Annotated in this window: 11 protein-coding genes; 3 read left to right on the forward strand and 8 right to left on the reverse strand. The window is 54.1% G+C overall.

Going from position 1 to position 13,140, the window contains the following annotated elements; genetic code table 11:
* Positions 1-6 precede the first annotated feature (6 nt).
* Complete coding sequence (locus tag HMPREF0494_RS05820) at positions 7-1,035, reverse strand: YeiH family protein (RefSeq protein WP_007124027.1); 1,029 nt, start codon at positions 1,033-1,035, stop codon at positions 7-9.
* Between the two features lie 189 nt (positions 1,036-1,224).
* Between HMPREF0494_RS05820 and HMPREF0494_RS05825 the strand changes: the two genes are divergently transcribed.
* Positions 1,225-1,941, forward strand: coding sequence for an alpha/beta hydrolase (locus tag HMPREF0494_RS05825; protein WP_040458850.1), 717 nt, complete (start codon positions 1,225-1,227; stop codon positions 1,939-1,941).
* Between the two features lie 50 nt (positions 1,942-1,991).
* On the opposite strand, the gene abc-f is transcribed toward HMPREF0494_RS05825, so the two are convergent.
* Entirely contained in the window at positions 1,992-3,494 is a 1,503-nt protein-coding gene (abc-f, locus tag HMPREF0494_RS05830; protein WP_007124029.1) for a ribosomal protection-like ABC-F family protein, read from the reverse strand.
* Positions 3,495-3,745: 251 nt separating this feature from the next.
* A complete protein-coding gene (locus tag HMPREF0494_RS05835) occupies positions 3,746-4,690 on the reverse strand; it encodes a Dyp-type peroxidase (RefSeq protein WP_007124030.1) in 945 nt (314 codons plus the stop codon).
* A gap of 164 nt (positions 4,691-4,854) precedes the next feature.
* On the opposite strand from HMPREF0494_RS05835, the gene HMPREF0494_RS05840 reads away from it, so the two are divergent.
* The gene (locus tag HMPREF0494_RS05840; RefSeq protein ID WP_007124031.1) at positions 4,855-5,514 is read left to right on the forward strand and encodes a putative quinol monooxygenase; all 660 of its coding nucleotides are present in this window, start codon (positions 4,855-4,857) and stop codon (positions 5,512-5,514) included.
* 302 nt (positions 5,515-5,816) lie between these two features.
* Here HMPREF0494_RS05840 and gtfA read toward each other — a convergent pair whose 3' ends face one another.
* The 4 genes from gtfA to HMPREF0494_RS05860 form a co-directional block, all read right to left on the reverse strand.
* A complete protein-coding gene (gene gtfA, locus HMPREF0494_RS05845) occupies positions 5,817-7,274 on the reverse strand; it encodes a sucrose phosphorylase (protein ID WP_007124032.1) in 1,458 nt (485 codons plus the stop codon).
* A gap of 19 nt (positions 7,275-7,293) precedes the next feature.
* A complete protein-coding gene (locus tag HMPREF0494_RS05850) occupies positions 7,294-8,517 on the reverse strand; it encodes an MFS transporter (RefSeq protein ID WP_007124033.1) in 1,224 nt (407 codons plus the stop codon).
* 288 nt (positions 8,518-8,805) lie between these two features.
* Positions 8,806-9,648 (reverse strand): aldo/keto reductase, encoded by an 843-nt coding sequence (locus tag HMPREF0494_RS05855; protein WP_040458851.1) that lies wholly within the window; start codon positions 9,646-9,648, stop codon positions 8,806-8,808.
* A gap of 81 nt (positions 9,649-9,729) precedes the next feature.
* The gene (locus HMPREF0494_RS05860; RefSeq protein WP_007124036.1) at positions 9,730-10,518 is read right to left on the reverse strand and encodes a serine hydrolase; all 789 of its coding nucleotides are present in this window, start codon (positions 10,516-10,518) and stop codon (positions 9,730-9,732) included.
* Positions 10,519-10,701: 183 nt separating this feature from the next.
* Between HMPREF0494_RS05860 and HMPREF0494_RS05865 the strand changes: the two genes are divergently transcribed.
* Positions 10,702-11,940: a D-alanyl-D-alanine carboxypeptidase family protein gene (locus HMPREF0494_RS05865; protein ID WP_007124037.1), complete on the forward strand. Its 1,239-nt coding sequence runs from the start codon at positions 10,702-10,704 to the stop codon at positions 11,938-11,940.
* 130 nt (positions 11,941-12,070) lie between these two features.
* Here HMPREF0494_RS05865 and HMPREF0494_RS05870 read toward each other — a convergent pair whose 3' ends face one another.
* Positions 12,071-13,108, reverse strand: coding sequence for an aldose epimerase family protein (locus HMPREF0494_RS05870; protein WP_007124038.1), 1,038 nt, complete (start codon positions 13,106-13,108; stop codon positions 12,071-12,073).
* Positions 13,109-13,140: the final 32 nt, after the last annotated feature.

Consider the following 13,140-nt stretch of genomic DNA (forward strand, 5'->3'; position numbering starts at 1 on the left):
ACGAGGTTAGAATAGCCACTTGCTCATGATGATTGCAAAGGTCAGCAGGCAGGTGGAACTGATGACTGCCGCCCCAAAGACGGCACCACCCCGTTTAAAGATGACTTTGAAGTTAACCGACAGCCCCAGTGCGGCCATTGCCATTCCCAAGAAGATGTAGGCTGCCTGAACCAGGGTGTCGAGCACGCCTTGTGAAAAGGGCAGGAAGGTTCCCAGAATACTCGTCAGGATAAAACCGCCCAGGAACCACGGAATCGGCAATTGCTTCGGGGTCGGGACTTCACCGGCCTTGCTTTCTTTCACCAGGCGGTGCTGGTACCAGTAGCCGACAATCAAGGCCACCGGTGCCAGCAGGAGGACCCGGGATAGTTTCATAATCAGGGCGTTATCAAGGCTGGCCTGACCAAAGGCCCCGCCGGCGGCAACTGCATGGGCGATTTCGTGCAGGGAAGCCCCCGCGACAATGCCAAACTGGGGCGCAGTTAAGTGGAGCAGGGGCTTCAGGCCGATTTCTAAGAGGGTGAAGACGGTCCCCATCACGCAAACGACCGCGACGGCGAGGACCTCATTTTCACGTTTCCGCTCTTCATCGTTCGTTTCAATCTGTGGCGAAACTCCCATTACGGCGGCGGCCCCACAGATCCCGCATCCGCAGGCGGTCAAAATTGCCAGTTCGTCCTCGGCACCGAACTTACGGCTCAGCCAGTAGGTGAGGAAGATGGTGAGTGTAACGGCACAGGCGGCGACAAAAATTGTCTTAACGCCAGCGGCGGCTAGCTTGGTAAGGTTTAAACGGAAACCGAGCAGGATAATCCCCAGCCGGAGGAACTTATTGGAAATAAAGGCCGTTCCCGCGCTGGCCTCCTGCCGCAGGCGAAGTGGGGTTAGCTGCATGGCAATCCCTAAGAGCAGGGCGAGTACTAAGGCCCCAATCAGGTTGATGTAGGGGAGCTTTGCGAGCAGCACCCCGGCAACGGAACAGGTTAAAGTCATACCGGCTGCCAGCCAGAATGACCGTTTAGCAAAGATTTGCATCGTGGTATTAATCCTCCCAATCACTTTCTCTTCGTATCACTTTACCAGACCCACGGTGAGAAGCAAGGGGGAATCGGTCTTTGCAGCCGCTTTCTTTGTCAGGGATCGCGGATGCGCGTAAAATAGTTGACAGAGAAACGGTGGCACAACCATTGCCGCTTGGACCAATTAAGTTAATGAGGTGATCTTATCGAAATTCAGAATGTTTCACTGATGGAACCCGCTTCGTCGCTTGACATTTATCATAGTAAAACAACCGTGCCCCTCCCCGGAATCGTGATTATCCCGGGCGGCAGTTACAAGCAGATTGTGGAGCGGGATACCGAGCGGGTTGCAATCACGCTAGCAGCCCAGGCCTTTCAAACCTTCGTGGTCCGCTATCCGGTTCTGGAACAGCGGAGTTATTCGGGCGCCAAACGGGCGATTGCCCAGGCCTTTGACTACCTGACCGCCCACGCCGCGGCCCTCGACCTGGACCCGGCCCGGTTGGGAATCCTCGGCTTTTCCGCCGGCGGGCAGCTCGCGGCCGCGTACAGCAACCAGCTGGGAACGAAGGCCCGCTTTGCCGGCTTGGGCTATCCGGTAATTCAGCCCACGATTGACCAGCGGATGGGGGTCACGACCGAAAACGTGGCCGCCCTGGTCACCGCCCAGACCCCGCCAACCTTTGTCTGGGGGTCGGTAAGGGATGATGTGACGCCTTACCAGGACCATATTGCGGTCTATACCGCGGCGCTGGCCCGCAACCGGGTCCCGTTCGAGCTGCACGAGTTTAGCACTGGGGGCCACGGCCTGGGCCTGGCAAACTACTATACTGGAATCGTGAATAACCAGCGGACCGATGAGCACATGGCAAGGTGGTTGCCATTATTCCTGGACTGGCTAAAGCAACTGGAAAGTGAATAATCAACCGGCGGTCGGCACAGAATGAATTTAGGTGTCGGCCGCCGGTTTGTTTAACCCTGGTTTGCACTGTCCAGTGGGGTGACGGCGACCTGCTGACTGGCGATCGTATTGATAAAATGCTGGTCATGCTCCACGAACAGCAGCGGGGGCCGGTATTCATTGATGAGCTTCGTTAGCTGCTGCTGGTTATAAGTGTCCAAGTAGTTTAGCGGTTCGTCCCAGATGTAGAGCTGGGCGGGCGTTAACAGCGATCGGGCGAGTTCAACCTTCTTTTGCTGGCCCATGCTCATTTTTTCGATCGGGACGGTAAAGGCCGCCCGTTCCATCCCGAGCTTGCGCAGGAGGTTCAAGAGCTGGTCATAGGGTAGGGAATGCTGGCTGGCAAACTGGCGGAGCGAACCGGTATTAGTGGCGTAGTCTTGGCGGACATAGGAGACCGTTAGACCAGTGGGAACACTGAGCTCGCCGGCAGTTTCTCCCGCAAAGTGGCCGGTGATTGCCCGGATGAGGCTGCTCTTGCCAGCACCATTCGGGCCGACCAGGGCGATCTGTTCGTGCTGGTGGAGCGCCCAGGTGAGGGGTGAAAAGAGCTGGCGACCGTCGATCGTCAGCGTGACCCGGTCGGCAGTCAGTAAGGTTTGCTGGTGGTGGGGCTGGTAGTTGAGCGTTAGCGGGACCACTTCCTCTACGTTCTTGAGGAGGCCCTGCCGGTTACTGATCGTCTGGTCGAGGCGGTTGGCGGTCGAAATGGTCTTCTTCATCATTTTGGCGGCCTTGGCCCCGAGGAAGCCCTTATCGGCGTGGGAATTCCCCCGTTTTTTGTTTTCCGCCCGCTGGGCCCATTGGAGCCGTTGCTGACGGGTGTGCTGCAACTCCTTGATTTCGGTCTTGAGCTGCCGGTTGACGGCTTGGGCGCGGCGGTCGCGCTGCTCCTTTTGCTGGAAGTAGGCGGAGTAGTTGCCCTGACCAAGGACCAGCTGGTGCCGCTCGATCACGAGGGTGTGGTCAATGACCCGGTCGAGAAAGTCCTGGTCGTGGCTGGTAATGATAAAGCCGCTGTGCTGCTTGGCCAGGTAGTCCGCGACCTGCTGGCGGCCTGCCAGGTCCAGGTGGTTGGTCGGTTCGTCGAGGAGGAAAAAGGCGTTGTCCTGGGCGAAGAGGGCCGCTAACTGGACCTTAGTGCGCTCACCCCCGCTCAAGGTTTGGTATGGCTGCCACAATAAGGCGGCATCAACGCCCAGCACGCCTAGTTCACGTTCGATTTGCCACTGTTCAAGGTTCTGATTCGGGATGGCGGCTTGCAGCGCGTCCCCGGTGAAGGCAGTTGGGTCGGTGATGGTCATAGGAAAGACAGCAAAGTTCAGCCTGCTGGTGACCGTTCCCTGGTATTCCAGCCGCCCTTGAAGAATCTGCATCAGGGTGGTCTTCCCGCGGCCGTTCCGGCCCAGAAGACCGAGCCGCCAGTCACTGCTGAAGTCCAAGTTGCAATCGGTAAACAGCGGGGCTTGCCCCGGGTAGGCGAAGGTGAGGTTGCGAATGGTAATGGGTTGCATCAAAGTAATCACGGTCCTTTCGTTTAGGGACGCAAAAAGGCCTGCCCTGGGTAGGACAGACCTTTAAACAGCTGGCACGTGCCAGCTATTAATCGTGATCAATGTTTGAAATAATAATCCTACTCGGGGCCGCCAGTTCGCGCGCGGACGATAAGCGGCTTAATAATGGGTAGAATTAAAATTTCAATGGTTGATCCCTCCGAATGTTTGAATGACGTTAGCTTAGCAGGAATTGACCCGCTTGTCAATTATTAATTTAATTCACCGTCGGCAATCTGGTCGAGCAGCGGGCGGGACGGGATGAAGAAGAGCTGTCCCGATAGGATGTCGGAGAAGGTCAGCAGGTAGTCGCCGTTCTTCAGCATATTTTGCAGCATCAGCTTCGTGACCTTCCAGTAGCGGGAGTAGCCGATGAAGTAAGTCCCGGTGTTGCCGGTTGCCGGGTCGGAGTAAGGAACGTTCATCCGGACAATCTTCTGCTCAACCCCGTCGATTTTTGCCTGGGAGGCAACATTGTGGGCGTTGTGGAACTTTTCCTTTTCGTCCAGTTCGAGATCGCTGAACTTCTTCCGGCCGACCGCCTTTTCCTGGGTTTCGGTAGTCAGCTTATTCCAGATGTCCATGTGGTGCCGCCACTTCTGGGCAAAGGCGTAGGAACCATTTTCAAAGAAGGGGTCTTCGTCGCCGACGATTGCGTATTCGGCAGCATCTTCAACCTGCGGGGCCTCGGTCCCGTCGATGAAGCCGATAATCGCCCGGCCCTCAAAGTAGCGGAAGCCCTTCGTTTCGTCGACTACCGTTGTGAAGTCCCGGAGGAAGAGCATACACTGACTGATTAGCTCGTAGACAACGGCCTCATCGTTGGCCCGGATGTGGAGGAAGAGGTCCCCCTTAGTAGCGGGCATTGAGTATTTCTCACTGGCCAGGGTTTCGTAGGGTTCCAGCTCCTTTGGCTTCGGTGCGTCCGGGAAGAGGTAGTCCCAGGCAGCGCTGCTAAAGCCCAGGGACGCCTTGAGATTTCCCTTGTTATCACGGATCCGCAGCGACCGGATAATGGCCTGGTAGCGGTCCACGAATTCTTGGATGGCTTCCTGTTCTTTGGCCTGGTCTTGGCGGTTGAGCTCCAATACAGTAAACTGGACGTGTTCACCAGCATCTTTCCAGACATCTTGTGCTTTTGCTGGGTTCATCGGCATGGTAAAAGACTCCCTTCAAATTAATTCCGATTACGTTTTCATTATAGCATTCTAACGGTAATTGCCGAAACGTTTTCAAACTGCCGAATAGATTTGGGTTTACTTTTTTTAGGCTTTTGGCATATCATATAACCATCAAGAACTATAATAAGAGGATTCAAACCATGACGAATATGAACAAGGACGTCGTTTATAAGATGCACCTGATTGAAACGGCTCCCGAAGCACATGATGAATACTTAAACGCCCGGCGCGGCCAAATGATCACGGCGGTTGCCATTGAGGACGGGACCTTTGGGATGTATGCCTCCCACCGTCCCGAGGACCTCACTAAGAACTACACGTTTGAAGTCTATAACAACCAGGCGGCCTATGACGAGCACGTTGCCGCTGACCAGTACCAGCAGTTTAACCAGGAGATGGCCGGGATCATCGTCAACGACCAGACGGTGGACCTCGAACCGCAATTTATGGGCCACCAGGACGTGGCGTTAAACATCAGCACTCCAAATGGTTTGTGGATTAACATTGTCCAAGTGACGGTCAAGCCGGGGCACCAAGCTGACTACCAGCGGGTGGTGACGGCGCAGTTGGAAAACGCCTTGAAGATTGATCCGGGCATTTTGGCAATTTACGCCGGGACCAAGCAGGGTCATTCAGACGAGTGGGTAATTTACGAAGTCTTCCAGTCGGAGGAAAATTACCGGAACCACGTTGCCGACCCGGACCACCAGCGTTACGTGGCGGCCAGCAAGGACTGGATCGAAGATAAGCAGGTCGACCAGACGATTGGCGACGTGCTGGTTAATACTGGCAATAATTAAAGTCAATGAAGCACTCAACTGACCGCTTTACGGTTAGCTGAGTGCTTTTTTTGGATAGTAAGACAAACCAGGAGGCTGGGAGAAAAACTATGTTTTCTCACCAGCCTCTTGCTAGTTCTTAACTATTACAAAGATAACGTGGAAAACAACCACAAGGCTAGTGTCTAACTACGAACGCTAGCCGGCCCGTACCGTGCCAACTATCGTTCTAGGTTAGCCATACGCCTTGTCGAGGAGGTTGTTTCCCACTTCCCTGGTCGACGCAGTTATATTTTGAGAGAGATCATCGTTTTGTAGTCAGGTTACTTTTGTTCCATTACCTGTTCGCCGTTGGCAGTGATGGTAAAGGTCTTGTTAGCAGCGTCGGCTTCCAGCACGGCGACGTTAGCACCGTCCTTGTCCTTCCGCGTAATCTTGATGGTCGTTTCACTTGGCGTTTCCACGTCGATCGAGCCATCAAGGTCGAAGGCAGCGAACTGGTTCCGCCAGGAGAGCAGGTCGAGGAGGTTCTTAACAACTGGCCGTTGGACTTCCTTGGCCACTTCGTCCTTCGTGTAGTAGTGCCGGTTGATGTTCCGGCCTTCCTTGGTCTTTTCAAGGAGTTCCAGGTCGTTGGAACCAGCCAGCAGACCAACGTAGTAGATCATTGGAATCCCAGGGGCGAATACTTGGAAGGCCCGGGCCAGCAGGTAGGCCTTGTCATCGTCACCGAGGGCGGAGTAGTAAGTAGAGTTGATCTGGTAGATGTCCAGGTTGTGGTATTCAGCGCTGGAGTACTTCCGCTTGACGTTGGCACCGACCTTGTACAGTTCGTTGGAGGAGTATTCGATTTCGTCGTCGCTCAGGATGTCCTTGGCGTCAACCACCCCGATGCCGTCGTGGGTGTCCAGCGTCGTGAACTGCTTCATTGGCGACATCTTTAGCCAGTTAGCCAGGCGGTTGGTCTTGCCAGAGTAGAGCGTGTACAGGGTGGTCATTGGCAGGGCGAAGTCGTAAGTGAAGTAGCCGTGCTTAGAAATCTTTTCCGGAATCGTGTAGTGCTCGTGGATTTCCGGCAGGATTTCGGCTTGGTAAGGGGCCAGGATTTCGCGAACTTCGTTTAAGAGGTCCCAAATTTCTGGTTCGACGAAGAAGTCGTTCGTGTCGACCTTCTTAACCGCGTAGGCAAAGGCGTCCAAACGAATCAAGTCCGCACCGTGCTTCACCATGTCGATCAGGGTTTGCTTGAAGAACTCTTGGGCCACCTTGCTCTTGACGTTGATGTCGATTTGTTCCTCGCCAAAGGTGTTCCAGAGGTGTTCCTTGCTGCCGTCGGCGAATTCGATTTCTTGCTCTGGCGCCTTGTCCTTGCGCTTGTAAATCAGGTCAATGTCCGCTTGGGTTGGGCGGCCCTTACCAGCGGCTTCCCAGAACTTTTCCCAGCGGATGAAGAAGTCGTTGTACTTGGAATCATCGTGCTTCTGTTTGAAGTCTTGGTACATTTCAGACTTCCGGGAGATGTGGTTGATCATGAAGTCAAACATTAAGTAGTAGTCTTCACCGAGGGCTTCCACGTCGTCCCAGTTACCGAAGGCGGAGTCGACAACGTCGTAACGGTAAGGAGCAAAGCCACGGTCACCAGTCGAAGGGAAGAACGGCAACAGGTGGACACCACCGATGGCGTCGCCGATGTATTCTTTCAGGACTTCGTGGGTTTCCTTAATGTTCTTGGCCATGGAGTCAGAGTAGGTAATCAGCATTGCTTTGTTTTGAATCGGCATAGTAATAACCTCCAAAAATTTATTGCGCTTGTTTAGCGTTGTGACGGGTAGCAAAGAAAATAATCAGGGCGATGACGAGCAACGCCACGCCGTAGACCGGGAACGGTGCGGCTAAGCCCATCCCACTGGTTGGTTGACCAAGCAGGTGGTTCGTCCATTTTGCAATTGATGGTGAGAAGAAGGAACCAAAGTTGAAACCAATCAGGCAGAGTGAAGTGACGAGCGGTTGCCGGTTGGCGGGTGCTAAGTCGGGCAACAGGTTGAAAATCAACGGTGACACTAGCTGGAGCGGGAAACCGATCAAGAGCAGCCCGATAACCATCAGGGCGAAGTTGTGACCGGCAAAGCCAAACAGGAAGTTGGACAGGGCCATCAGCCCCAGGCCGAGGTAGACGGTCCCGAAGCCGAGGCGCTTTTGAATCGCTCCGTAGCAGATACCACCAAGCGTGGCACCAATCAGCATCAGTGATAGGAACATCGAAGAACCGGTGTAGTGGTTCCCATTGATGGCAACGGCAAGGCCGGGGAAGCGGTTTTCCATGCCGACGTAGTCAACGACCAGCAGGAAGGCAAACAGAACCAGCAAGTAGACAACCGGGCTGATCTTGGTGATCTCCTTACTGTCGCTTTCGGTCAGTTCTGCGGCCAGGTTATCCTCTTCGACGTGGTCATCCTGGGCCTTGCTGTCGTCAGGAACCCGAATTGCAAAGAAGAGTAATACGAGGAAGGCGAAGAAGTAAACGGCGAAGGAACCGTGCCAGCCGGCGAAACTCAGGAAGAGGCCGGCGATGGTCAGCGTGCAGGCCTGCCCAATTTGTTCCGCTGCGGCCCGCCAGCCCAGCATCTGGGCCCGTTCTGAGCCGTCGTACCAGACGGAAATCATCGAGATGGCCTGCGAGTTGTACAAGCCGTAACCGGCCCCCAGGATCAACCGGGAAATCAAGATCGTCAGGTAGTTGTCGACAAACATCGGTACGATCCCGGCTAAGCCGACGATGGTGACCCCGGTCATGATGATCTTCTTGTCAGAAATGTGGAACCATTCCTGGATGAGTGGCGAGAGGACCACGAAAATCATTACGGCAAAGGATGGTGTCGTCACCAGGTATTCGGACTGGGTCTGACTAATGTGCAGGGCGGCCTTTAGTTGCGGCAGCGACCCCTGAATGGCGTAAGCACTGGTAACCATCAGTGAAACCGATAGAAACGCGAGCTTAGTAATAATGGAATGCTTATTATTCATAGTTCTGATATCGCTTTCTTGAGATTTTTGCTAAACGCTTATCATTTGCTTGTGACTATAATATACAACCGTGATTTCTAATTGTCAAACGTTTATCAAAAATAATTTGCAATCACTTTCATCTTTGCTCTTAAAGCGTTTGTTGAAAACAAGAATGAAAACTGCTGATAGTAAGATTGGGGCTTGGTTTGGCAAGCTTGTTCATGGCTAAACAATTTAACCGGGAGCCAGCGGCAAAAAAAGCGCCCCAAATCGACTGATTCGGAACGCTGGTGCGCACGTATTTGCTTAGTATTGGCGGTTATATTCGTAGACTAACTCCGGCTCCCGCCCAGTGCGCTGGTAGTTGTTAAGGGCATCAATCCGGGTCATTTCCCCTGCTGAAAGGGTAAAGTCATAGATGTCGGCGTTTTGGGCAATTCGTGCTTCATGGACCGACTTGGGGATGAAGGAAACCCCGTTTTGCAGGTGCCAACGCAGGATGACCTGGGCTGGCGACTTGTGGTGCTGGTCAGCAATTTGCTTTAGCACGTCCTGGCTGAGCACGGCGCCCCGGCCGAGCGGGCTCCAGGCCTGGGTAACAATCTGGTGGTCCCGGTTAAACTTGAGCAGGGGCTTCTGGGTGAGCAGCGGGTGCAGCTCGACTTGGTCGACAACCGGTAGTTCATGGGCTTGGGTGGCCAGGTACTGCAGGTGAATCATTTCAAAGTTGCTGACCCCGATTGACCTGGTGAGGCCCGCCTTTTTCAGGTCCTCAAAGGCCCGCCAGGTTTCAAAGAAGGCGCGTTCAATCGGCCAGTGGACCAGCAGCAGGTTTACGTAATCCAGCTGCAGCTTTTGCAAGGAATCCTTGACGGACGCGATGGTCCGGTCATAGCCCTGGTTTTCTTCGGCCACCTTAGTTGTCACGAAGAGCTCGTCGCGGGGAAGGGACAGCTGCTTGAGCGCTGTCCCGACCGCCGCCTCATTGCCGTAAAGCTGGGCGGTATCAAAGAGACGGTAGCCGTCCGCATAGGCGTGCTGGATGGCTGCGGTCATCGTTTCCTGACCATCAACCTTATAGAGGCCGAAACCCTCCTGGGGCATTTGCTGGCCGTCCGCCAGGGTTAAGTAGTTTTCACGAATGTTCATCAGATTACCCTCTTTCACTAGCTAGTGTACCACCAGCGGAATACCGAATAAAAGACTATTTTGCAGTTGCCACGCCAACGATTACTTCAGCAGGCTCTTAGTGACCCGGGCCAACTGCTCGACCGCCTGCTGGCCGACCTGCATATTGGCGTTCTTGTCGGTGTAGATGGCGATGGTATAATCCGTACCGTTGCGGTTTTTGACGTAGCCGATACTGTTAACCATCCACTTGGACTTGCCATAGCTCAGCCAGCCGTTTTTAACGGCAAAGTCGCTGCTATCGGCCGAAATTCCCCAATTCTGATCCGCTTCGACATTGCGCATCAGCTTGGCAATCAGCTCCTGGTCCTGCTTCGTCAGCAGGTTGGACTTGTAAAAAATATTGTTAAGCAGTTTGATCTGGTCCCGGGGCGTGGTCGTGGATAGGCCCCAATTGCTCCGGGCCGTGGAGTTGTGCATCCCAAAGCGGTTGAACGTTGACTGGAGGCCCTGCCTGCCACCCAGATCATCGAGCAGTTCCGTCGTGGCGGCATTGTCACTTTGCTCAATCATTTCCTTCGCGAGTTGATACTGGTGGTCGCTTAGCCCGTTTGGCTGTTTAACCAACACCCCGGCGAGGATGGCCACCTTAACGGTGCTCGCCATGTGAAAACGGTGGCCGGGAACGTTTGAGCCCGTATAAACCTGGCGGGTCTTTGGCGAATAGACCGCGATCCCCACGTTGTCGTTTGAAGTGTAAATGACCTTGTTCCAGGCATTCTGCAGGCGGCCGTTCAGTGAACCGTAACGGTGAATTCCCCAGATTGCCAGTAGGATAATAATGATGATTGCCCAAATTGTGCGCTTGCGCCGGTTAGTCCGTGGCTGCATTTGTTGATGCTCCTTTTAATAAAATCCACATAATTACCATGATACATGGAATGGGCGAAAAAGAAAGCGCGCCGGGAGAAACTTAACTAAGATTTTGCGATTTGTTAGAAAAACGTCATATTCAAACGATTAATTTTCGGCTATCATGGTTGGGTATGGACAATAAGGAGTAACGTTAGCAAAATGAGAAAATTAATTAGCAAGTGTCTGCTGGTATTACTTAGCTTAAACCTGAGTCTGCTCAGCCTTGGTGGACTGGCAAAGGCCGATACTGGCAGCTTTTACCAGATGAAGGCCCGTTCTGCGTACGCAATTGATGCGGAATCGGGTCAGGTTTTGTACCAAAAAAACGCGCAGAAAACTTATCCGGTGGCGTCGGTTACGAAAATCCTCACCCTGGCCGTGATTGAACAGGACATTCGCGCCCACAAGCTGAGCTGGGACCAGAAGATCACCGCTAGTCCGGCCGTGGCCCAGATGGCCAATGACCCCCGCTGTTCGAACGTGCAGCTGAATGCTGGCGAGAAGTACACCGTTAAGCAGCTGGTGGAGTCAATGATGCTGGTTTCAGCGGATGGCAGTACCGAGGCGCTGGCCCTCGCGGATGCCGGCAGCACGGCCGCCTTTAACCAAAAAATGCAGGCAGTGGCGCACAAGGCGGGGGTACACGACGCTAAGATTTACAACATGGTCGGCCTGCCGAACAGCTACATGGGTGCTCACGCCCTCAAAGGAGTGGACAAGGACGCCGAAAACCTCTTTTCCGCCAAGGACATTGCTTTGATTGCCAAATACCTGGTTGAGGAGTATCCAGAAACGCTGCAGATTACCTCAACTAAGTTTGCGGATTTTAAGGTCAGTGCGGACCACAAGGAGCACATGACCAACATTAATTCCCTGCTGCCGCAAAACGGGGCGGCACCGAAGGACTGGCAGATTGACGGGCTCAAGACGGGGAATACCGATGAGGCTGGCAAGTGTATCGTGACTACTGGGACCTACGCGGGCCGCCGGGTGATTGTGGTCGCCCTGCACACCGATGGCGACTGGAACGACCAGTCGAAGATGCAAAAGGAATTCTACGAGGCCTTGGCGAACGGCTACCAGCCGGTGGCCCTCAATAGCATTAAGGCCTTCCCGAAGAAGCTGCAGCAGCGGCACGTTGTTCACGCGAAGAAACAGCACTCGACCGGCCTGGCCCTGACTAAGAAGACCGCGATCTGGCTGCCAAAGAACACCTCCTGGGCGCAGACCAGTCCGCAATTGCAGCTGGACAAGGCGCACCAGTCGCTGACGGGCCAGCTCAAGGCTCCCCTGAAGACGGGCGAGCAGGTGGGCTGGATTAAACTGCAGCCAGCGGGGATGCCAGCGGTCCAGGTGCCAGTTCAGGTGACTAGGACGATTCAAAACACGTTATTCTAGGCGAGCTGGCTAAAGCTGGTGGATCCGCAGCGAGTCTTTAGCAAAGTACAAAACACCCCTAAGTTCGGGATTCCCGAGCTTAGGGGTGTTATACTATATTACTTCAATCACAGTTCCGCTACTAGTCTGCTTAATATTCAACGTGCCACTTAATGGTGCAGGTCTTTTCTTCGCCTGGATGGAGGTTAACGTTGCCAAATTCTGGATGGTGCGGCGTATCCGACAGGGTCTGTGCTTCCATCGCCAGCCCGTTGTGGGGGTGCACTTCACCGTGGTTGTAAACCGTTGGGTCGTCGGAATTCATGGTGTACATGACCAGCCCGTTGCGGTCGGAGTAGAGGCTCATCTTGCGGCCGCTTTCGGGGTCTTCCAGGGTAGCTACCGGCTCGTCCAGGCTGGGCTCAACTTCCCAGATGTCGTCAAAACCGTTTTCCTTCGTGTTCGCCATTGGCTTGAGGGCGTCTGCCAGCTTGGTTGGCTTGGAGAAGTCAAACGGGGTGCCCGCGTTAGCAACCTTTTCGCCAGTTGGGATCTTGCCATCGTCAACTGCCAAGTGGTCCTTGGAGTTAACGTAGAGCTTGAGGTCGTCAATCGTTGGCGCCGCGGCCTTTGAGAGGTTCCAGTAGGTGTGGTTGGTCGGGTTAAAGAGGGTGTCCGCGTCGCTAGTAGCGCTGAATTGCAGGCTCAGGTTGTCGTTATTATCAAGGGTGTAGGTAGCAACGACGTGCATCTTGCCCGGGAACGTGTCCATTTCTTCCGTCAGGGTCAAGCTTAGCGTTACTGAAACGGCATCGTCGGTCAGCTTGGTCCCGTCGACGTGCCAGATGTGGTTGTAAAAGCCATTCTTGCCACCGTGCAGGGTGTTCTGGCCTTCGTTTTGTTCGACGTGGTATTCCTGGCCGTCAATCTTGAATTCACCATTGGCGATCCGGCCAGCAACCCGGCCGATTAGCCGGTTAGTGCAGAAGCCATTGCCGGTAAATTCGTCTAGGTTTTCCGAGGTCAAAACCATGTCGGCCAAACCGCCGTCCTTGGTTGGCACCTTAAACGATTGCAACAGGCCGGCAAAGTCGAGGATGCCGACCTGGACACCATTATCATTAACCAAAATAAACTTGGTAACGGGCTGGCCGTTGAACTTGCCGAAAGGTACTTTTACGATCTCCATAAGAAATAGTCCTCCTTGAACGTAAGCGCTTT

Source organism: Limosilactobacillus antri DSM 16041, from assembly GCF_000160835.1.
GTDB classification, from domain to species: domain Bacteria; phylum Bacillota; class Bacilli; order Lactobacillales; family Lactobacillaceae; genus Limosilactobacillus; species Limosilactobacillus antri.